The 19358-nt window shown below is 45.9% G+C and carries 20 protein-coding genes and 2 riboswitches; of the genes, 6 read left to right on the top strand and 14 right to left on the bottom strand.

What is annotated here, in order from left to right; all coding sequences use genetic code 11:
- Positions 1-52: 52 nt before the first annotated feature.
- The 6 genes from spo0E to SB724_RS02355 form a co-directional block, all read right to left on the bottom strand.
- Positions 53-313, bottom strand: coding sequence for an aspartyl-phosphate phosphatase Spo0E (gene spo0E / locus SB724_RS02380; RefSeq protein ID WP_003154690.1), 261 nt, complete (start codon positions 311-313; stop codon positions 53-55).
- A gap of 278 nt (positions 314-591) precedes the next feature.
- Complete coding sequence (locus SB724_RS02375; protein WP_029974828.1) at positions 592-1128, bottom strand: 1,2-dihydroxy-3-keto-5-methylthiopentene dioxygenase; 537 nt, start codon at positions 1126-1128, stop codon at positions 592-594.
- A 15-nt stretch (positions 1129-1143) separates the two neighbouring features.
- Positions 1144-1773, bottom strand: coding sequence for a methylthioribulose 1-phosphate dehydratase (locus SB724_RS02370; RefSeq protein WP_095061345.1), 630 nt, complete (start codon positions 1771-1773; stop codon positions 1144-1146).
- Positions 1731-2435 carry a 2-hydroxy-3-keto-5-methylthiopentenyl-1-phosphate phosphatase gene (gene mtnX, locus SB724_RS02365; RefSeq protein WP_265972077.1) on the bottom strand — a complete coding sequence of 235 codons (705 nt, stop codon included), beginning with the start codon at positions 2433-2435 and terminating at the stop codon, positions 1731-1733. The genes SB724_RS02370 and mtnX overlap by 43 nt, the downstream gene beginning before the upstream one ends.
- Positions 2432-3646: a 2,3-diketo-5-methylthiopentyl-1-phosphate enolase gene (gene mtnW / locus SB724_RS02360; RefSeq protein WP_308825688.1), complete on the bottom strand. Its 1215-nt coding sequence runs from the start codon at positions 3644-3646 to the stop codon at positions 2432-2434. Before mtnW ends, mtnX begins: the two co-directional genes overlap by 4 nt.
- Positions 3647-3727: 81 nt before the next feature.
- A riboswitch (SAM riboswitch) is annotated at positions 3728-3827 on the bottom strand.
- Between the two features lie 36 nt (positions 3828-3863).
- Positions 3864-5060 (bottom strand): pyridoxal phosphate-dependent aminotransferase, encoded by a 1197-nt coding sequence (locus SB724_RS02355; protein ID WP_061581988.1) that lies wholly within the window; start codon positions 5058-5060, stop codon positions 3864-3866.
- Positions 5061-5151: 91 nt separating this feature from the next.
- Between SB724_RS02355 and SB724_RS02350 the strand changes: the two genes are divergently transcribed.
- The 3 genes from SB724_RS02350 to mtnA all read left to right on the top strand — a co-directional run bounded on the left by SB724_RS02350 (position 5152) and on the right by mtnA (position 8539).
- Positions 5152-5931 (top strand): carbon-nitrogen family hydrolase, encoded by a 780-nt coding sequence (locus SB724_RS02350; RefSeq protein WP_061581987.1) that lies wholly within the window; start codon positions 5152-5154, stop codon positions 5929-5931.
- Between the two features lie 91 nt (positions 5932-6022).
- Positions 6023-6177: riboswitch (SAM riboswitch) on the top strand.
- A 109-nt stretch (positions 6178-6286) separates the two neighbouring features.
- A complete protein-coding gene (mtnK, locus tag SB724_RS02345; protein WP_265972079.1) occupies positions 6287-7471 on the top strand; it encodes an S-methyl-5-thioribose kinase in 1185 nt (394 codons plus the stop codon).
- Positions 7472-7477: 6 nt separating this feature from the next.
- Positions 7478-8539 (top strand): S-methyl-5-thioribose-1-phosphate isomerase, encoded by a 1062-nt coding sequence (mtnA, locus tag SB724_RS02340; RefSeq protein WP_007610944.1) that lies wholly within the window; start codon positions 7478-7480, stop codon positions 8537-8539.
- Positions 8540-8780: 241 nt separating this feature from the next.
- On the opposite strand, the gene SB724_RS02335 is transcribed toward mtnA, so the two are convergent.
- Both SB724_RS02335 and SB724_RS02330 read right to left on the bottom strand, forming a co-directional pair.
- Positions 8781-9278: a methylated-DNA--[protein]-cysteine S-methyltransferase gene (locus SB724_RS02335; RefSeq protein ID WP_061581985.1), complete on the bottom strand. Its 498-nt coding sequence runs from the start codon at positions 9276-9278 to the stop codon at positions 8781-8783.
- The gene (locus SB724_RS02330) at positions 9275-11494 is read right to left on the bottom strand and encodes a PAS domain-containing sensor histidine kinase (RefSeq protein ID WP_032874693.1); all 2220 of its coding nucleotides are present in this window, start codon (positions 11492-11494) and stop codon (positions 9275-9277) included. The genes SB724_RS02335 and SB724_RS02330 overlap by 4 nt, the downstream gene beginning before the upstream one ends.
- A gap of 255 nt (positions 11495-11749) precedes the next feature.
- Here SB724_RS02330 and SB724_RS02325 point away from each other — a divergent pair, with 255 nt between their 5' ends.
- Positions 11750-12772 (top strand): acyltransferase family protein, encoded by a 1023-nt coding sequence (locus SB724_RS02325; protein WP_410569949.1) that lies wholly within the window; start codon positions 11750-11752, stop codon positions 12770-12772.
- A gap of 41 nt (positions 12773-12813) precedes the next feature.
- Here SB724_RS02325 and SB724_RS02320 read toward each other — a convergent pair whose 3' ends face one another.
- From SB724_RS02320 to htpX, 4 genes are all read right to left on the bottom strand, one after another.
- On the bottom strand, positions 12814-12984 hold the full coding sequence (locus SB724_RS02320) for a hypothetical protein (protein ID WP_265972083.1): 171 nt from the start codon (positions 12982-12984) through the stop codon (positions 12814-12816).
- Between the two features lies 1 nt (position 12985).
- Positions 12986-13660 carry a DUF421 domain-containing protein gene (locus tag SB724_RS02315; RefSeq protein WP_410569947.1) on the bottom strand — a complete coding sequence of 225 codons (675 nt, stop codon included), beginning with the start codon at positions 13658-13660 and terminating at the stop codon, positions 12986-12988.
- 94 nt (positions 13661-13754) lie between these two features.
- Positions 13755-15107: a TrkH family potassium uptake protein gene (locus SB724_RS02310; protein WP_007610933.1), complete on the bottom strand. Its 1353-nt coding sequence runs from the start codon at positions 15105-15107 to the stop codon at positions 13755-13757.
- A gap of 157 nt (positions 15108-15264) precedes the next feature.
- Complete coding sequence (htpX, locus tag SB724_RS02305; protein WP_025284642.1) at positions 15265-16158, bottom strand: protease HtpX; 894 nt, start codon at positions 16156-16158, stop codon at positions 15265-15267.
- Between the two features lie 147 nt (positions 16159-16305).
- On the opposite strand from htpX, the gene SB724_RS02300 reads away from it, so the two are divergent.
- Both SB724_RS02300 and SB724_RS02295 read left to right on the top strand, forming a co-directional pair.
- A complete protein-coding gene (locus SB724_RS02300) occupies positions 16306-17007 on the top strand; it encodes a DUF1836 domain-containing protein (protein ID WP_061581983.1) in 702 nt (233 codons plus the stop codon).
- Positions 17008-17142: 135 nt separating this feature from the next.
- Positions 17143-17337 carry an alpha/beta-type small acid-soluble spore protein gene (locus tag SB724_RS02295; RefSeq protein ID WP_003154717.1) on the top strand — a complete coding sequence of 65 codons (195 nt, stop codon included), beginning with the start codon at positions 17143-17145 and terminating at the stop codon, positions 17335-17337.
- A gap of 6 nt (positions 17338-17343) precedes the next feature.
- On the opposite strand, the gene SB724_RS02290 is transcribed toward SB724_RS02295, so the two are convergent.
- Both SB724_RS02290 and sigI read right to left on the bottom strand, forming a co-directional pair.
- Positions 17344-18513 (bottom strand): anti-sigma-I factor RsgI family protein, encoded by a 1170-nt coding sequence (locus SB724_RS02290; protein ID WP_061581982.1) that lies wholly within the window; start codon positions 18511-18513, stop codon positions 17344-17346.
- Positions 18510-19265, bottom strand: a complete 756-nt coding sequence (sigI, locus tag SB724_RS02285; RefSeq protein ID WP_003154719.1) for an RNA polymerase sigma factor SigI — start codon at positions 19263-19265, stop codon at positions 18510-18512. Before sigI ends, SB724_RS02290 begins: the two co-directional genes overlap by 4 nt.
- Positions 19266-19358: the final 93 nt, after the last annotated feature.

Genomic DNA, 19358 nt, shown 5'->3' with positions numbered 1-19358 from the left:
CGGCGCTTGATCAGGAAGCGCATTCAGTCTTCGTTATCTGTTTTATCATCAATCATTTGTTTGCTTCATATGCAGGCATGACGTCACCGCGGGAGAACAAGCCTATTTTCTTCACAAGGCCCTGTATTCCTTGGTGATGTGTGCGATCACGGTTTACCAGCTGCTGATACGCGTTCATCAGACAGTCCAGTTCCTGGCTGTGCCTGATCGTGTCATATCCTGTAAACCCTTGCCTGTTAGCCGCATCTATCATCATTTTTCTTTTTTTATCAATAGATACAAGCAATTTTTCTTGTTCAGAATAACTGCCCATTCACTTCACCCCTCACCGCTAAAAGAATAGGAAACAAGTTTGATTGGGTTATTGAGCATTATTACAGATTATACTTTATTTGTAAACATTTTTTTACTAAATAACTTATTTTTTCATTTCGTATTGGAATCTTTGCATGAATACGAGAACAATACCCATTCGGGTAATGATATAAACAGAATGCGGCATATTCAAGATTTAAAAAACAGCCACAGCTGACTTTACATTACAATAAAAAACCTCTCATGCCGGCGGGGCATGAGAGGTTCGGACGTCTATCAGTTTTGCACACTTTCATTCTCGTAAATCGGCACCCAGCCCTCAGTCGTCACGAAGATTCGGATTGCGACGACCCGGCGGTCTTCCTGAAGCGTAAAGTAGTGGCGGATGTTCTCCGGAACTGAAATCAAATCTCCCGGATTTAAACGGACGTCGAAAAATGTGCCGTCTTTGCCTTGAATGACGAAGATGCCGTGTCCGCTGACGATAAAGCGGACTTCATCATCCGTGTGGTGATGTTCTCTTTGGAAATTTTTTAATAATTCATCAAGATTCGGCGTGGTATCTGATAAAGAAATGACATCCTGAGACTGATATCCGCGCCGGGCTGAAATGTCCTGAATCTCCGTGTCAAACGCCGCGAGAATCCGTTCTTTTTCATCTTCGGTTAGATCGTATTTTTCCGAAAGCTCGGACGGAAGTTTTTCAATGTTCCACTGCTCATAGATCACCTCTTGTTCGTCTAAGAAGCGCGCTACTTCTTCCTGATGTTCAATGATCGTATTCTTTTCGTCATGAATTCTGATGGTCGCCATTTTCTATTCCTCCTTTTATTTTACCAGCTGCGGACGAAGTGACAGAAGCTTGAGGTGACAGCTGAATAAAAATTCATAGGCTTCCAGCACTCTTTTCGCTTCAAATGCGGTCCGTCCCCATGCCGTAATGCCGTGATTGCGGATTAACACCGCGCCTGAGCCGGCGTCCGCATGGTGCGCGAAATTTTCGGCCAATGCCGGGATGTGCGCCGGATTGTCAATGATCGGAACGGTCACGGACGCGTTTTCCTCCCATAATCCGAGCGCCTTAATCATCTCCTGCCCCTGAAAAGTGATTTGTTTTTCATCCCCGTAAAGCTCTGAGATGACATTATTATTGACGGTATGGACATGCAGACAGCAGCCGGCGTCTGTCTTTTGGTATAAGTAAGTATGGAGAAGCGTTTCCGCTGAGGGTTTTAAAGAATGGCCGGTCTCAGCGGGCTTCCCGTATTCATCGATTAAGAGAAAATCTTCGTCTGTTTCTTTTCGTTTGTCTTTTCCGCTCGCCGTAACGAGAAAAGTCAGCGGCCCGTCGGATACTTTGATGGAAAGATTCCCGCTCGTTCCCGGGAACCAGTCTCTTTCGGCCAGCTCGCGTTTTACCTCGGCAAGTTCGCGCCAGCGTTCTTCTTTTGCAGCCATGCCTGCACCTCCCCGATGTTTTCAATGCCTGTTTTCACCTCATGAAAATCTTGAAAAGGCAGATGCCGGAGGCCGAGTTCTTTGCATTCAGTCAAAAGATAATCTCTCGCAAAACACATATCGGATAACTTTGCAGCCTCGACATCCGTGACCGAATCACCGATCATAACGAGAAATTTCTGCTGATCGGATAGCTTCCGGATGACTGACGGTTTGCAGCAGCCGCATTGATTGGTGCAGTCTCCGTCACAGGCGTGCGGCCAGTCTATATGAATATATTCATTGACAAAGGATGCATGATTGCAGAAAATCCGCTCCTTTTCTACGATCCCTTCCAAAAGCGGATGCACAAAAAAGTCCATTCCCCCGCTTACGATATAAAACGGGAGGCCGTTTGACCGGACAAACGAGACAAAATCCAAAAAGCCGTCCCGTATTTTCGCATCCTTCAGGATAAAGCCGGTCAGTTCTTCTTTTAAGCTGCTCGGCAGCAGTCCGAACATCCGGCCGACTCCTTCTTGGATTGATATGCTTTTAGACAGAACACCGTCTTTTATTTCAAGCCACTCAGGAGGCGCGAATTCTTTCATCATGCTGACAATGTTGTCGTTCATGGTGACCGTTCCGTCGAAATCACAAATAATCAGCGGCGTGCGGGTCATACGGCTTCCACCCTTCCCCATTTGTCTAATGCGAGCTGAAGATCTTTGCACGACGCGGCTTTTTCTTCAATCGGCTGCGCTTCAAGCACCGCATCAATGATGGCGCGGAACGCTCTTCCGCCGCCCTCGGCTCCTTTCGGATGGCCATGAATGCCTCCGCCGGCATTGATGATGTGATCGATGCCGAAATCGCGCATCAATAATGGCACCATACCGGGGTGAATGCCTGCTGACGGGACGGCAAACGACGGATGAAAGACATCGTCTTTTACACATTCATCATGGATTGCAAGTGCGGACTCCTTCGGAAGAGCAACGGATCCGTAAGGTGACGGAAATAAACTGAAATCAGCGCCGCAATAGCGGTTCAGCTTGCCGAGCAAAAGCGCATGCGACAAGCCGTAAACGGGAGATGATGTGAACGCGCCGCTGACTGCCGGATGCGCCATGATCGGAAGGGGGATTTCCCTGTCTTCAGCAAGGCTCTGCATCACATCTAAACCGTAAGCGAACACATTCAATAAAAGCGCGTCCGCCCCGAGTTCTGCCGCGCGCCTCGCTTTATCCCGCAATTCAGCGGTCCTTCCCGTAAGGTTTACGGCATACAGCGTTTTATGCCCCGTCTCCTCCCGGGTTTCCTTCAGGACTTGTTTTCCTTCGATAATGCGGGTTTCAAACGGAGCCAGTTCATTTTCAAAGAAAATTTCGTCATCTTTAATCAGATCCACGCCGCCGAGCGCCTGCTGTCTGAGCTGTTCTTTAATGTCGGCGAGATCCCGTCCGATCACGCCTTTAAATATGCTCATCAGAAGCGGTCTTTCAAATTCGCCCAGCAGTTTGCGGATGCCGTATATACCGAATTTCGGCCCGGGAAGGGAGCGTTTAAACCCTTCGGAAAATTCAAGATCAGTCAATTTTATTTTTCCGTCCAGTGACAGCTTTCCGAATACCGTCGTCAGGACGGCCGGAATATCTCTTGAAAAGTTCGCCTCGGGATAGGCGATGGTGATGACGGATTGTGTTTCGTTTTCTGAGGTTCCTTCTATCTCCTCAACTTTTACGACCCGCCCTTTATGTTTTCTGAGCTGTTCCTGCTTCACCAGAGGCAGGTCAGTCCAGGAGCCTACCGTCAGCCCCGCCGCAATCTGCTCCGCCCGCTTTTCACTGTCCGTTGTGTCTGTCAGAAGATATGTTGCCAATACTTCGCTCATGCGTGAACGCCTCTCTTTCTTTCGCAAAACATAAAAAAACCTCTTCCGTATGAGCAGAAAGAGGCTTCGTGTTATGTCCGAATCTTATCTCTCAGCTCCTGCTGCAAGAATTAGCACCGTGCTTTATCAGTCGGTTGCCGGGCTTCATCGGGCTCGTCCCTCTGCCTGCTCTTGATAAGAATAATGATTTTATAAAGTATTTTGAATTATCGCATTGTTATCCTGATATGTCAATGCTTTTTCGGGTGAAAAGATTCAGTTTCCCGATCCGTTCCGCAGCTTCTTTAAGTCTTTCTTCACTTGTCAGAAGACCGACTCTTATATAGCCTTCCCCCCATTTTCCGAACCCGTTTCCGGCAGCGACCGCGACATCCGCTTTCTCGAGCAGCAGATCTGAAAACGACTGTGACGTATAACCGTCAGGCACAGGGAGCCATGCAAAAAAGGAGCCCGCCGGAGCCGTCACATCCCAGCCAATATCGCGGCAGGCTTCAATCCATGCATTGCGTCTCGATTCATATCTGTCATTTTGCGCTGCGACGCATGTCTGATCCGCTAAAAGAGCGGCTGCCGCCGCCTGCTGCGCCGCGGGAAACAGGCTGACAAACATATGATCCTGATAAAGGTTGATCGCTTCGATGACAGAAGCGTTTCCGACGGCAAATCCGACCCGCCAGCCCGCCATATTATACGTTTTGGACAAGGTATAGATTTCGATTCCCGTCTCTTTTGCGCCTTCGGTCTGCAAAAAGCTCAGCGGTTTATGCCCGTCAAAGCCGACGGCTCCGTACGCGAAATCATGAACGACACAAATGCCGTTTTGCTCCGCAAAACCGACCGTCTCCTCGAAAAACGCCTCTGTCGCCACAGCGCCGGTCGGATTATTCGGATAATTGAGATACAGCAGCTTCGCCTCACTCCGCACCTTTTCAGGAATTACGCTGTAATCAGGGAGAAACCCTCTTTCTTCTGTCAGCGGCATCATTTCCATTTTCGCCTTCGCAAGGGCGACGCCTGACCAGTAATCAGGATATCCGGGATCAGGCACCAGAATGGTATCTCCCGGGTTTAAAAGACATTGCGGAAGCTCAACAAGTCCCGCCTTGCCTCCGAACAGCACAGCGACTTCCGTTTCCGGATCAAGCGTGACCCCGTACTCCCTTTCATAAAATGCAGCGGCTGCTTTTTTGAAGCTGTAAGCGCCCCGGAATGATGAGTATTTATGATTTTCCGGCCTTTCGACGGCGCGCTTCATTTCTTCAACGATATGCTGAGGCGTCGGCTGATCAGGGTTTCCCTGCCCTAAGTTGATGACGTCTCTGCCTTCTTTCAGCTTTTGATTCACTTTTTGCACCAATGATGCGAAAAATTGTTCCGGCAGCTGTTTGAGTACATCTGAGATTTCAAAGTTCATATTTTCACCTTCTAAAAATGTCTTGAAATGATAGTCCATCATCATATATGGTTAAATAAAAAAAGTAAAGAGAAACTTGAGGTGTTAAAAAATGAAATGGACCGTTTCCTGTTTGCAATTTGATATTTCATACGGAAATCCTTCAGAAAACTTTAAAAAAGCAGAATCTTTGATTGAGCAAGAAAGCCGCCATGCGGATGTAATCGTGCTTCCTGAGTTGTGGACGACCGGCTATGATCTCACACGGCTAGACCAGCTGGCGGATGAAAACGGCAAAGTTTCGGAACAATGGCTTAAAGAAACGGCAAAAACATACAACGTACACCTCGTTGCCGGATCTTTTGCGGTCAAAGAAGGCGAAAATGTCTATAACACCATGTACATCGCCGATAACAGCGGACAGATCGTGAAGCGGTATCAGAAAGCCCATCTGTTTCAGCTGATGGATGAACACCTTTACTTAGCAGCAGGAAACAGCGACGGTTCCTTTGAGCTTGACGGTGTCAAGTGCGCCGGGCTGATCTGCTATGATATCCGTTTCCCCGAATGGATCAGAAAGCATACGTCTCAGGGCGCGAATGTCCTGTTTATCTCTGCGGAATGGCCTCTGCCCCGCCTTGATCATTGGCGAAGCCTGCTTATCGCCAGAGCAATTGAAAACCAATGTTTTGTCGCAGCCTCTAACTGCACGGGGTCCAATCCCGATAATGAATTTGCCGGCCACAGCCTGATTATTGACCCGTGGGGCCGGATTTTAGCCGAAGGAGACCTGACGGAAGGCGCAGTCCGGGCGGAAATCGATGTGTCAGAAAGCGCGGCCGTTCGCGGAACCATTCCGGTTTTCCAAGACTTGCGGCGTGATTTATATTAATTTTCAAAAAAACGTTGACAAGAATATCCGGCACCTGCTAATATTTTCATCAACTGATTAATCCGAATTGTGATACAAATCAATATATTTTCTCTTATCGAGAGTTGGGCGAGGGATTGGCCTTTTGACCCCAACAGCAACCGACCGTAATTCCATTGTGAAATGGGGCGCGTACATTTTGCGCCGAGACGATTGTCTCATAAGGCACGGTGCTAATTCCATCAGATGTTATCTGAGAGATAAGAGGCGGACTGCACTGTTTCAGCCTCCTTCTCTTTCAGAGAAGGAGGCTTTTTTTCGGGCGTATTCTCCGTCACGATCTCTTACTGCCACTACATAATTGGAGGGTAAATCCATGTCAGCAACTAAAACAAGTCTTTATGAACAATTAACAGAAAGCTCCGCCGCCGCGTTAGCCGTCAAGCTCGGCTTATTCCAAAGCAAAAGCACTCTGACATGCCGTGAAATCGGCGACGGCAATTTAAATTATGTCTTTCATGTTTACGATAAAGAAAACAAAAAAGGACTGATTATTAAACAGGCAATCCCTTACGCGAAAGTCGTCGGTGAAAGCTGGCCGCTTACCATTGACCGGGCGAGAATCGAAAGCAGCGCCCTCATCCGCCAGGGCGAACACGTGCCGCACCTCGTTCCGGCCGTTTACTATTCCGATACTGAGATGGCCGTCACGGTTATGGAAGACCTCTCCCATTTGCGGATTTCAAGAAAAGGGCTGCTGGAAGGGCAGCATTATCCGAACTTATCAGTTCATATCGGTGAATTTTTAGGGAAAACGCTTTTTTACTCATCCGATTATGCGCTTGATGCGAAAGTAAAACAGCAGCTCGCAAAGCAGTTTACAAATCCTGAGCTTTGCAATATTACAGAAAGGCTTGTGTTTACAGAACCGTTTCTCGACCATGAGACAAACGATTTTGAAGAGGAACTGCGCCCATACGCAGAAAAAGTTTGGAACAATTCCCGGCTGAAAGAAGGCGCTGACGAATTGAAAGCCATCTTTCTGAATTCCGCGGAAACATTGGTTCACGGCGATCTGCACACGGGAAGCATCTTCGCAGATGAACATGAAACAAAGGTGATTGATCCCGAGTTTGCTTTCTTCGGACCGATCGGGTTTGACATCGGCCAATTTATCGCCAATCTGCTCTTAAACGCCCTTAGCCGCGACGGTGACGACAGACAGCCGTTATATGACCATACTGCCGCCTTATGGGATACATTTGTGAAAACATTCAGTGAAGCATGGGAGAAAGACTGCCTGCCTTCCCGCAGACACCTGCTGGAAGACACACTGAAAAACGCGTTTGAGGAAGCGGTCGGTTTTGCGGGATGCGAATTGATCCGGCGCACGATCGGACTCGCCCATGTGGCTGACTTAGATGAAATCACTCCGTTTGACAAACGAATCGAACGGAAGAAGCTGGCGCTTGAGATCGGCGCCTATTATATCGAAAACAGAAAAAAACTGAAGCATATCACCGAGGTTCTGGACCAATTTAAGCTCCGTGTAAAGGAATGATGCAGCATGACCAATGAATTTGCCATCCCCCGTTCTGTAGAATGGAAAGAAACCTACATTCGCATTTTAAATCAGCAAAAGCTTCCCGACGTCACTGAATATGCGGAACTTGAAACAAAGGAAGATGTATTCGACGCGATTGTCACGCTGAAAGTAAGGGGCGCCCCGGCCATCGGTATAACCGCGGCGTTCGGGCTCGCGCTCTCCGCCAAGTCGTTTGAAGCCCGCGACCTTTCAGATTTCCGACGTCAGTTCGCGGATGTCAAAGCGTATTTAAACAGTTCAAGGCCCACTGCCGTCAACCTCGCGTGGGCGCTTGACAGACTGACGGATTCCATCAGGGATGCGATCTCAATCAATGAAGCGAAGACAACGCTCGTTCATGAAGCCATTCAAATTCAGATTGAGGATGAAGAAACATGCCGTATGATCGGCCAAAATGCGCTGCACCTTTTTAAAAAAGGCGACCAGATCATGACCATCTGCAATGCGGGCTCGATTGCCACAAGCCGGTACGGTACGGCGCTTGCTCCCTTTTACTTAGCGAAACAAAAAGACCTCGGCCTTCATATCTACGCATGTGAAACAAGACCCGTTCTCCAAGGATCACGGCTGACGGCGTGGGAGCTGATGCAGGGCGGAATTGATGTCACGCTCATTACCGACAGCATGGCCGCCCATACAATGAAGGAAAAACATATTTCTGCAGTCATTGTCGGCGCTGACAGAATTGCAAAAAACGGTGATACGGCCAACAAAATCGGAACGTACGGCCTCGCTATTTTGGCAAACGCCTTTCAAATTCCGTTTTTTGTGGCCGCACCGCTTTCGACATTTGACTTGCAGATTGAAAACGGCGATCAGATTCCGATTGAAGAAAGAGATCCGGATGAAGTCAGACAGATCTCCGGCATACGCACCGCTCCCGAGGATGTTCCGGTCTTCAATCCGGCCTTTGACATCACACCGGGCAGCCTGATTTCCGGCATTATAACCGAGAAAGGAATTGTGACCGGTTCTTACACGGAAGAAATTGAACAATTATTCGCTGACTGCCAGCTGAGCTGAAAAACCGCTGATGATATTGCCTCAGGCAATGTCAGCGGTTTTTTTGTCTGCACAATGTAATCACTTCATCTTTTTGGACGGCTGTAATGAGATGCATTTTAAAAAACAGCTCTGCATAACCGGCTATCTTCTGCGGACGGCTCATTTTCATCAGGCTTCGTCCTCCTTTTTCATCAGACCAACTTTTTTCACTTAATAAAATGATATGTCGGACGTGAAAAAACGGAACGTGCCATACGCTCTATTTTTCTTTATAAGATATTTGTTCGATGTTCAGGAGCACCGCTTTTACATCCGTCTTCGTGCCCGCGTATCCCGTTAAGGCGCTGTTTTTGCCGATTACCCGATGGCACGGGATCAAAATGGGCAGCCGGTTTCGTTTATTGGCTTGTCCGATGGCGCGCACCGCTTTCGGTTTTCCGATCGCTTCAGCCATATCGCCGTAGCTTCGGGATTCCCCGTAAGGAATCATCGTCAACGCGTTCCATACCCTTTCCTGAAAGGGTGTGCCTTTTTGTCTCAGAGGCAGAGAGAATTGCTTTCTTTCTCCTGAAAAATAGGATGTCAGCTGCTGTTTCGCCTCCGACAGCAAAGCGGTTTCGCACGGCTTTACGCCGGGCGCGTCTTTCCGCCATTTCTCAAAATCTTCCCCGGTGAGAAACAGGCCGGTAATAAAGCTCTCTTCCTCTGTTACGATGACGGTTCCAAACGGCGCTTTCACACTTGTAAAACAGATCATTCCCCGCTCCTTCTTTCCTCGGTATTCTGCCGGACCGGAAGCGTCAAATGAAAAACCGTGCCCTTCCCTTCTTCACTTTCCACATGAATGCGGCCCTGATGCTCTTCGATGATTTTATAACTGACCATGAGGCCGAGGCCCGTTCCCCTGTCTTTTGTCGTGTAAAATGGTTCACCCAGACGTTTTAATTTGTCTTCGGAAATGCCTGTTCCTTCATCTTGAATAGAAATCAAAATGTGGTCTTGATCAGAAGACTGAATGGTCACGTAGATATTGCCGCCGCCCGGCATGACTTCAATGGCGTTTTTTAAAATATTGATAAACACCTGTTTTAATTGATTCGGTTCACAGTAAATCGGCGGGATGTTTCCGGTCAGGTTCAGATGGATCTGCACATTGACAAGATTGGCCTGGGCATTCAAAAGATCAGCCGTGTCTTTCATAATCTGCGTCACGTCTTTTTCTTCATATAATATCGCCTGGGGTTTCGCTAAAATTAAAAATTCAGTGATGATAGACTCGATGCGTTTTAATTCTGAGGTAATGACGTTAAAGTACAGAGAATATTCGCCTTCAATGCTTCCTTGAAGAAGCTGAATGAACCCTTTCAGCGCCGTCATCGGGTTTCTGATTTCGTGGGCGATGCCCGCCGCCAGCTCCCCTACAACATGAAGAGTATCGGATTTCCGCAGCCTCTCTTCAAGCTCTTTGGCCTCTGTGACATCTTTAAAGATGGCCAGATTCATATTTTGAATGATATTTCTTTTGAAGGAGAATTCCAGTTTGCGGCTGTCGCTGCTGCTTAACAGGAAGGGGATTTCATTATCCATTCCTTCTAAATCAATCTTTCTGGCGGGAACACCCGCGTTTTCAATATCAAATAAAGAAAGAATATCCGGAACGGTGTACGCTCTCAGCTCCTCATCCGGCATACCGAGTATACGGCTTGCGAGAGGATTCGCGTCAATAATGCGGAATTGGTTGTCAAATAAGACCTTGCCGTCCATTGAGCCGTTGAATACTTTTCTGAATTTCAGCTCGCTTTCCCGCAATTCTTTTTCCATCCGCTTACGATCGCTGACATTTCTTAAAATGGTTAAATGCTGACCTTCAAGTATGGTTCGTTTTGATGTGAATTCCAGCTCTTTAAATTGGCCGTTTGCCATCTGAAACAGCATCTCTTCACGGATTTCTCCGTATTTTTCATATTTTTTCTTAATCTGCTTATATTTTTTCTGCGGATCAACGATAAACGTACATAAATTCCGCTCCACCAGCTTATCCATCGGCAGTTCGAAAATGCGGCACGCCGATTCGTTTGCTTTGGCAATCTTTCCGTCATCAGACCAAATGACAATCGCGTCCATGGCGTTTTCAAAAATTTCGCGGAATCGCTCTTCGCTTTTAAAGAGTTTCAATTCCATCAACCGTTTCTCTGTTATGTCTCTCATAATAGACATGTAGAACCCACTGATTAAGTTGGACGTAATCGTAAATTCAAACAGCTTCTCTTCGCCGGACCGAAGCTTGACAGGCAGTTCTCCTTTGGCGTTTCCTTTTCTGCGGAGGGTTTCCCAGATTTCTTTCAGATGCTTTTTGTTTTCTCCGTCGGTAAAATGGCGGAGCGACAGATGGGACAATTCATTCTGGCCGATCTCAAAGCTTTTGCAAAAAGAGAGGTTCGCATCAATAAACCCGCCGTCCTTATCAAACAGCACGATGCCGTCGACAGCCCTGTCAAACAAATCTTTAAACAGCTGCTCGTTCATGGAGAATTCGCGCTCTAATATTTTTTTAGAGGAGATATCCCTCATCACCACAAAAAAATAATCCTCCCCAATTCCGTCTCTGGCGAGGAATTCAATGTATTTCGTCGCGCCGCTGTCAAGCTTAATCGGCACCTCTTTCCACAGATGGCCTTTTTTTAAAAACTTTTTCACGGCCTTATTCAGTTCTTCCTGAGGCACGGAATATAAAAAATCCAGGACGGAGCGGTTAATGAGGCTCTCTGCCTCAATCTGCATCATCCGGGCCGCAGCCTCGTTCGCCTGGACGATTTTCATTTCCTTACGGCATATAAAAATGGCATCAAGCGTGTTATTCATAATCACGTGATACCGGTTCAAATCACTCTTCAGGCGGTCATTTTCCTCTTTCATCCGCTTCAGCTGCTCTTTCAGCGACTCTTTTGTTTGCAAATCCAGAGTTTCAGCCATTCAGTACACTCCTTCTTCAAAAACCTATCCTTCAATATTTCTACAAAATACCTCATCTTCCTTCATTCGCCCTATACATTTCAGAAAATTTCAATGATATGACAAGTTAAAGTCTTTTTCTACGATCCTTACCTCCCCATTACATCATCCTAACAATCCCTTTTGTCCTCCTTCAATTTTTTATTTTTTATTTTAAAATGAACAACAACAGGAAATAATCATGCAGTGGATGATTTTTGAAGAGAAGGTGATGCTATGACAAAATCGCGAGACAGTTACTTTGACAACGCCAAGTTTATCTTGATTTTTCTGGTGGTGTTCGGCCATATCCTCCGGTCATTTATTAACGGAAATGAGTTTATGCTCCATCTCTACAAATTCATTTATACTTTTCATATGCCGGCCTTTATCCTGGTTTCCGGCTATTTCGCAAAAAACTTTAAGCGGAAAGGTTATGTGAAGAAGCTGGCTGTGAAGCTGATTATTCCGTACCTGATTTTTCAGGGCATTTACTCGGTTTTCTACTATTTGATTCAGGATGAAAGCATGACAAGCGTCAATCCAATTGATCCGCAGTGGTCTCTCTGGTTTTTAGTCAGCTTATTCTTTTGGAATCTGCTGCTTTATCCTTTTACAAAGCTGCCGAAGATGTGGGCGCTTGGGGCGAGCTGCGGGCTTGCCGTCATGATCGGGTATCTTGATTTTATCAGCAGCACGCTGAGTCTTTCACGGACGTTTGTCTTTCTTCCGATGTTTCTCGTCGGGTTTTATTTAAAGAAACAGCACTTTGATTTGCTTCGGGCTAAAAGAGGCAGGCAGATTGCCGCCGGCGTACTGGGGATTGTTTTCCTGTTATGCTGGTGTATTGATTTTGATTACTCGTGGCTGTTCGGATCGGAGCCTTATTCCACATTCGGCACAGTGTCGCTGTTGAGCGGTCTGTCGCGCATCGGCTGGTATGTTTTGGCCTTTGCCGCCACTTTCAGCTTTTTGGCGCTCGTTCCGCAAAGGCGTTATTTCTTTACGAAATGGGGTACGAGAACGTTTTACGTGTATCTGCTGCATGGATTCATTATAAAAACGCTGCGGCAGATCGGGCTTGAAGATCACTTGTCTGATTATCAGAATTTAGTCATGCTCTTAATTTTAACGGCCGCTCTTACGTCCATTCTCTCCAGCAATGCGGTGAAAACGGCCGCACAGCCGTTTATTGAGCTGCGGATAACCGGCTTGCTTGAAGCGGTGAAAGGAACAAGAAACGGTGTTTATTCGAAATAATGCAAAATACCTCTTAAGCGTTGCCGCCTAAGAGGTATTTTTTATTGTTTGCCGTCTTCTTTTTTCTTTGGCTTCGTCTGCTCAAGCGTTTCAATCCATTTTCCGGCGTTATAATCACCGAGCTCGCTTGCAAACTCTTCTTCAAGCAATTTAGGGTCCATCGGCTTTTTATGGTTTTGCATGTCTTTGCTGTGGCGGTTTTTTTTCTTCATGTTACTCGCCTCCTTGTTTGCCGTGTTTTGATTTGCGGTTTGCGCCTCTCAGTCCGGGATCACCGTCATATTGTGTTTTGTATGCATCTTTGTCCATGCTCTCAGTCGGTGTGTTGTTGTTGGTCAAAGCTTCATTCTTTGCTGCTTTGCGTTTCATTTGATTTCCTCCTTCTGTCAGCAAATCTGTTTTGAATTCATTAAGCATTTTTTTTAAGTCGCGCACTGTCACGTTTTTGGCCTCATCAATGAGTTCATAGCCGATCTGTCCGTTCGGCTCAAGCAGCACATATTTAAAATCTTGAATGTCTCCGAGGCCTTCCTGCCTGATCCTCATTGACAGCTGAGCTTCGGTAAAACGCATTTTTTTTAAATTTTCCGGGATGATTTTTCCGTTTCTGACAACGGCGACGGTTTTTCCTGAAAATAAAAACTCAAAAAAGCTTGATTTGATTTCTAAATATTCCATCAGGATTAATACCGCAATAAAAATCGCCGCCGCGAAAATGGTTTCCCGTAAATTATGTTCAATAAACGGCTGAATAATAATCGAGCCGATCGAAATCATGATGACTGTCTGGGTCACCGACAGCTGGCTGATTGATTTCCGTCCGGCAATCCGCAATAAAAAGGTACCGACCGCTATCATAACTACCGACTTCCAAAATACGGCAAACAATGACGTCACCTCTTTACAAGTAGAATCTCCAGAGAAACTGTTTCCACTCATCCATTTTACGGCAATAAAAAACACCGCTTTCTGAAAAGCGGTGTCAGCCGATAATCATTCTTTCCTTCGGATAGTGATAATTTGCTTCGATTTCTTTTCGGCCGATCAAATAAAGGAACGTCAAAATGCCGATCCGGCCGATAAACATGACAATCATGATCACACATTTTCCGATGTCGCTTAAATGCGGAGTAATCCCAAGCGACAGGCCGGTCGTTCCGAATGCGGAACACACTTCAAAAAGCAGTCCGAGGAGCGTCTGATTTTTCTCCGTCACGGACAGAATCAGCGTCGATCCGAACACGAGCAGAATCGCCATCATCGTGACAACCAGCGACTTCATGACATCAGCCTGATGAAGCTCGCGTTTAAAGACCTTGACCGCTTTATTCCCCCGGGCAAAATGAAACAGGGCAAGCAGGTTAAGCGCAAATGTCGTCGTACGGATTCCGCCGCCGACCGAGCTCGGTGATGCGCCGATAAACATGAGGGCGCAGATGAAAAATAATGTCGGCGCCGACAGCTGGCTGATATCAATTGTCGCAAGCCCGCCGCTTCGCGTAGCGGTTGATTGAAAGAGACATAAAAATAAAACATCATGCCAGCTTTTCCCCTTCATGACATGGCTTGCTTCAAGCGCGTAAATGCCCACGGCTCCGAACAAAACGAGCATTCCGAACGTAACGGTCGTAATTTTCGTAAACAGCGTGAATGAGTATCTGCGCTGTTTTGAAAACAAAAAGTCTTTTACTTCTACGAGCACCGGAAAACCGATCGCACCGAAAATAATCAGAAGCATCGTAATAAACTGCACGAAATAGTCATGTCTGAACGGCACGAGTGAATTTCCCGTAATATCAAAACCGCCGTTTGTCGTGGCGCTGACGCTCGCAAAGAATCCGTGCAAGTACGCCTGTTCAAACGAATCATAATACGTTAAAAAATATGTTCCTAAGATGATGCCGCCTAAAAACTCGATTAATAAAATCAAAAACAGCACTTGCTTCATCAGGTTGACGATACCGGAAAACTGCGATTGATTCTGATCCACCATGATGAGCTTCCGTTCCCGCAGACCGATCCGTTTGCCCATAATGAGCCAGACGAATGTTCCGAGCGTCATGATGCCGATTCCGCCGAATTGAAGCACGAAAGCCAAAATGACAATCCCGGCCGTGCTGAATGTATCAGCCGTGTTGACGACCGTTAAACCGGTGACACTGACTGAGCTGACAGCCGTAAACAGCGCGTCTATAAACGACCAGCTGGCCCCTTGTTTGTGGGCGGCCGGCAGACTTAGCAAAATAAATGCCACCGTCACAGCAAGAAAATAATATAATGCAATCAGCTGTGCAGGCGACAAGATCTGTATGAATTTCTTCAGTTTTAATTTCATAAGATAGTTCCTTCTGCCTCTCAAATGTAGTACGTAATTATTCTAATGATATTGGGAGAATTTTTAAAGGTCTTTTAGAAAGATTTTTCATTACCTTATGTAATTTGCCGATCTTTAAACAAAAAACCTCTGAAACGATTGTCAGAGGTTTTGTTGATTATTTTGCTTCCAGCCTGCGGATGCGCTCATCGAGATCAGGGTGTGTGGAGAACAGTGACGAATGCTTTTTGCCGTTAATTTTTAACGTCTGCACCGCCGTCTGGTCCTCTTCATTCACATGTCCTGTATAAGACTTCAGCGTACGCAGGGCGTGAATCATTTTATCCTTGCCGGCAAGGTCTGCACCGCCGCGGTCAGCATGAAACTCTCTATGGCGCGAGTAGGCGAAGACGACAAGACTGCCGAGAATGGAAAAGATAATCTGAAACACGATCATCGCGATAAAATGAACGACCGGCGCGAGGTCTTCTTTGACAAAGCGGCTTGCAACCCATGCCGCGATTCGGGAAAGGAATACGACGAACGTATTGACGATTCCCTGCAGCAGCGTCATCGTGACCATATCACCGTTTGTGATGTGTGCGACTTCATGGGCAAGAACCCCTTCCACCGCAGCATCATCCATCTGCTGCAATAAACCTGAAGAAACTGCGACAAGCGAACGGCGCTTAGAAGGTCCGGTCGCAAAAGCATTGACCTCCGGGGAATGATAAATGCCGACTTCAGGCATTTTCGTCATCCCTGCGGCACGGGCCAATCTGTGCACACGGTCAACCAATTGCTGTTCTTCATAGCTGAGCGACTGTTTCTTCGGATTTAACACCCGGACGCCCATCATCGTTTTGGCCATCCATCTGGACATTCCGAGAGAAATAAAAGAACCGACAAAACCGACGACAAGACTGAACACGAGCAATGCCATCAGATCAATGCGGCCATTTTGTATATACGAGCCGACACCGGTAACGCTTGTAATAATCGTAAGCACAATTCCGATTGTCGTAATGACCAAAAGGTTCGTTAAAATAAACAGAAATATTCTTTTCGCCATAATTACCTCCGTCTTTTTTAAGATCAAAAGAACTTATTTACTTAAATTATAAATGATCTGTTTGAAAATGCAACAATTTCGACGTATGATGTTAATGTAATTCTTATTGATATTAGAAAGTAACACGTAATCAATCAGAGGTGAACCATGAACACGTTTAAACTGACCCGAACTGATATGGTCCGGCTTCTTTACGCGTTAAAAGGCCAAGGAGACGCAACCCCTCTCCAAATCTTATTGCAATCAGCGGATATGACCTTGGATGAAGCGGAAAGCCGTCTGCATATCCCTGAATTTCTGACGAGATTCGAACGAAAAAAAGAGAAAAAGGAATACGGGCTTTCAACTAACGAGATTGTCGAGCTGGGAAATCTGTGCGAGCTGACGTCTTTAAAATCAACCGCCGTCCAAAACTGGGTGAAGCGCGATATTAAAGATTTAATCGGCCACCCCTTACTCGGCAAAAAATATACAATTGAACAAGCTGTCATCCTTCTCATTGTACGTGATTTAAAATCAATTTATGACTTCGAACATATACGCGGCATATTAAAAATCGCTTTTAACACGATCACAGACAGATCAGACGACGTCATCAGCCCTATCAGGTACTATGAAAGCTGCGCCCAAGTGATTGATTATCTTCATCATAAGGCAAACCCGCCGATGAAGGAAACGAGCCTGCAGGAGCTCGTCGAAGAGCAGACGGACAAGCTCAAAGGCTGCTTTAAAGAACTCGGAAGCGGACAATGGAACGATATCAGATCCATAATCGCCGTCACGGTGCTCTCCGTTCTGACTTTCCATATTCAAGCCTCAGCCTACAAAATGATCAGCCATTTATTATAATTCATAACGCTTCTTCGCCCCGGTGTCTGCGCCGGGTTTTTTTTGCTGTACAACAATTGCCAGCATAATCAATACCGTTCCGTTTGAAACTAAAATGCGAAAACACATCTTGCCAGAGAAAAGGAGATGAAAAAGATGGCGAGCAGAAATAAACTCTTAGTTCCAGGGGCTGAGCAGGCACTTGACCAATTTAAATACGAAGTGGCTCAAGAATTCGGCGTGAACCTTAGCTCTGATACAGCAGCACGCGCAAACGGCTCTGTAGGCGGGGAAATGACAAAACGTCTTGTACAGCAGGCTCAATCACAATTAAACGGGAAAAATCAATAATGCAGCTTATTCGCCGGGACTTCTCGGCGAATTTTGATATTTATCGGCATTCTCCTTTCCGTGCCGGTAGCCGTTCGGATTCCTTCGGTCTGACGAATCTTCATGATGCCGATAGGATTCCCAATGTTCATTGCGATCATGATTCCAGTAATGATTGTAATACTTTTGCTTAGGCTCTTTGTCATTTCCGTTTTCCTGAGGATTTTGTGTTGGGGGCTGCTCTGTTTCCCCATCTTGTTCCTTCTGTGTGTTTTCCTCTGATCCGGAAGGTGCATTTTTTTCGGTTTGCTGATTGCCGTCCTGACTGTCCGGCTTCGCTTCTTCCGTACCGGGCGTTGTTTCATTGTTTCCCGGCTTCTCTGCTGCCTTTTCTTCATCAGGAGCTGTCTTTTCATCAGCCGCCGGCTTTTCTGTGTCCGGCTGCTCGCTTTGATCAGCGTCTGTTTCGGTATCTTTTTGATCTGTTTCATTGCCGTCGGTTTGCTTTTCAGGCTGTTTTTCTTCTGTTTTCTTTTCGTTTCTTCTTATGTAGCTGCCTGTTGACATCCCTTCCTGTTTTGCTTTTTCTCTTGTTTCCATATCAGATTCAAGCGATTGGACCTGGTAGGTGCCCTTATATTTTTCAGTCATGTCAGCCAGCTGTTTTTTAACGCCTTTTTTATATGTATTGTCATCTGTATTTTCATAAACCGTGGAAATTAAAATCTCTTTTGATTCCTTTACATATCCGTGCTTGCTGCAATCGGTAATAATATTACTGATGACTTCCTTAAAATCGCTGCTTTTCCAATCTCCGATGTCACTGATGACCTGTTTGGCGTCATGGTTCAGCGGTGTCAGTTCAATGACTTCATATTTGCTGTTTAAAGCCATTTCAATGCTGGGATTAATGTCAAGCGTCATATACGCGTAAGCTTTGTTATCAGAAAAAACCGGGAGCAAAATTAAAATAAACAAAATAATAGCAGTCATCGTAAACACTCCCAATTTAAAAGGGCGCAGTTTCAGAAAATCAAAAAAGCTGGCCCTTCTTCCCATACGCGTTTCGCCTTCGAACGTAATTTCCTCTCCGATTTCACAAGTGCGGTGATCATTTTTTGTTTTTAAAAATTGTCCGTCAGGGGTTAGCAACGTGACGAATTTTTTATTTTTCTCTACTATGATCCCTCTTCTCATGAGTGCAACACCCCTTTAAGATAATCTTTTAAATAAATATAATCACCGGTAATAATAATACTCATGGCGATGATATATTTTCGGTTCCGTTCGATCGTTTTTCTGCTGACCGACACGAGCTGCTCCAGCTGTTTGACAGGAAGCTGTTTTTTCTGGTGCAAAATGGACGCCAGCTCTTCATTTTCAACAAGCGTGTAGGCTACCTTAATCGCATTCTGCCTCGCATCTGTATGCTTCGGCGATTGTTCCAGCAGCTCTTTAAAAGACAGGCCGTATTCTTTGAGCTGCTTCTGAAAAAAAAGAATTTCTTCCCGGCGCTGTTCCTGTTCTATCTGTTTGCGGTATTCATCAATGGAAAGCTCCGCTTCGATAAGGCTCTGCGAAGATTCCTGGTCGTCGCCTTCCTGCACATCCATATTGATATGCTGAGCGGTTCTTGCTTCTTTTCTGATATAGTCTATCACTTTTCTTTTTATAATCAGCTCTGCAAATGCAAGCAGCGAATTACCTTTTTCAGCCGAATATTTTTCAATGGCTTCGTTAAACGCGATCAGCCCGATGCTGAATTCGTCGTCTTTTTCATCTATATATCGTTTACAAACGGATGAAACCGTCTTCGCGATAAAAGGCTTATATTGCTGTATTAAATCGTTCTGCAGATCTTTGTCGCCTTTTTGTATTTTTTCAACAGATGTTTCAAGCGTTTGCTTCTTTTTTCCCAATTTAAACAAAAGGCTAAGCACTGGTTTCACCTCAGTTCCTCCCTATAACTACTCATAATCATAGCTAATTTAGTAGGGATTCGCAAAGGAAGAAAAAGAGAAATCGATTTCATTTGTCTCAAT

Origin of the sequence: Bacillus sp. SIMBA_031, from assembly GCF_046535225.1 — a bacterium.
Taxonomy (GTDB): Bacteria; Bacillota; Bacilli; order Bacillales; family Bacillaceae; genus Bacillus; species Bacillus velezensis.
This window is presented reverse-complemented; position numbering and strand designations above follow the sequence as displayed.

Bases quoted from the DNA above. Each gene is read 5' to 3' on its own strand.
- SB724_RS02335 (WP_061581985.1), bottom strand. From the start codon at position 9,278: ATGATCTGTTTTACAAGTGTGAAAGCGCCGTTTGGAACCGTCATCGTA.
- mtnK (WP_265972079.1), top strand. From the start codon at position 6,287: ATGTCAGCAACTAAAACAAGTCTTTATGAACAATTAACAGAAAGCTCC.
- SB724_RS02350 (WP_061581987.1), top strand. From the start codon at position 5,152: ATGAAATGGACCGTTTCCTGTTTGCAATTTGATATTTCATACGGAAAT.
- spo0E (WP_003154690.1), bottom strand. From the start codon at position 313: ATGGGCAGTTATTCTGAACAAGAAAAATTGCTTGTATCTATTGATAAA.
- SB724_RS02325 (WP_410569949.1), top strand. From the start codon at position 11,750: ATGACAAAATCGCGAGACAGTTACTTTGACAACGCCAAGTTTATCTTG.
- SB724_RS02300 (WP_061581983.1), top strand. From the start codon at position 16,306: ATGAACACGTTTAAACTGACCCGAACTGATATGGTCCGGCTTCTTTAC.
- SB724_RS02320 (WP_265972083.1), bottom strand. From the start codon at position 12,984: ATGAAGAAAAAAAACCGCCACAGCAAAGACATGCAAAACCATAAAAAG.
- mtnA (WP_007610944.1), top strand. From the start codon at position 7,478: ATGACCAATGAATTTGCCATCCCCCGTTCTGTAGAATGGAAAGAAACC.
- SB724_RS02310 (WP_007610933.1), bottom strand. From the start codon at position 15,107: ATGAAATTAAAACTGAAGAAATTCATACAGATCTTGTCGCCTGCACAG.
- SB724_RS02290 (WP_061581982.1), bottom strand. From the start codon at position 18,513: ATGAGAAGAGGGATCATAGTAGAGAAAAATAAAAAATTCGTCACGTTG.
- SB724_RS02330 (WP_032874693.1), bottom strand. From the start codon at position 11,494: ATGGCTGAAACTCTGGATTTGCAAACAAAAGAGTCGCTGAAAGAGCAG.
- SB724_RS02375 (WP_029974828.1), bottom strand. From the start codon at position 1,128: ATGGCGACCATCAGAATTCATGACGAAAAGAATACGATCATTGAACAT.
- SB724_RS02355 (WP_061581988.1), bottom strand. From the start codon at position 5,060: ATGAACTTTGAAATCTCAGATGTACTCAAACAGCTGCCGGAACAATTT.
- htpX (WP_025284642.1), bottom strand. From the start codon at position 16,158: ATGGCGAAAAGAATATTTCTGTTTATTTTAACGAACCTTTTGGTCATT.
- mtnW (WP_308825688.1), bottom strand. From the start codon at position 3,646: ATGAGCGAAGTATTGGCAACATATCTTCTGACAGACACAACGGACAGT.
- SB724_RS02295 (WP_003154717.1), top strand. From the start codon at position 17,143: ATGGCGAGCAGAAATAAACTCTTAGTTCCAGGGGCTGAGCAGGCACTT.
- mtnX (WP_265972077.1), bottom strand. From the start codon at position 2,435: ATGACCCGCACGCCGCTGATTATTTGTGATTTCGACGGAACGGTCACC.
- SB724_RS02370 (WP_095061345.1), bottom strand. From the start codon at position 1,773: ATGGCTGCAAAAGAAGAACGCTGGCGCGAACTTGCCGAGGTAAAACGC.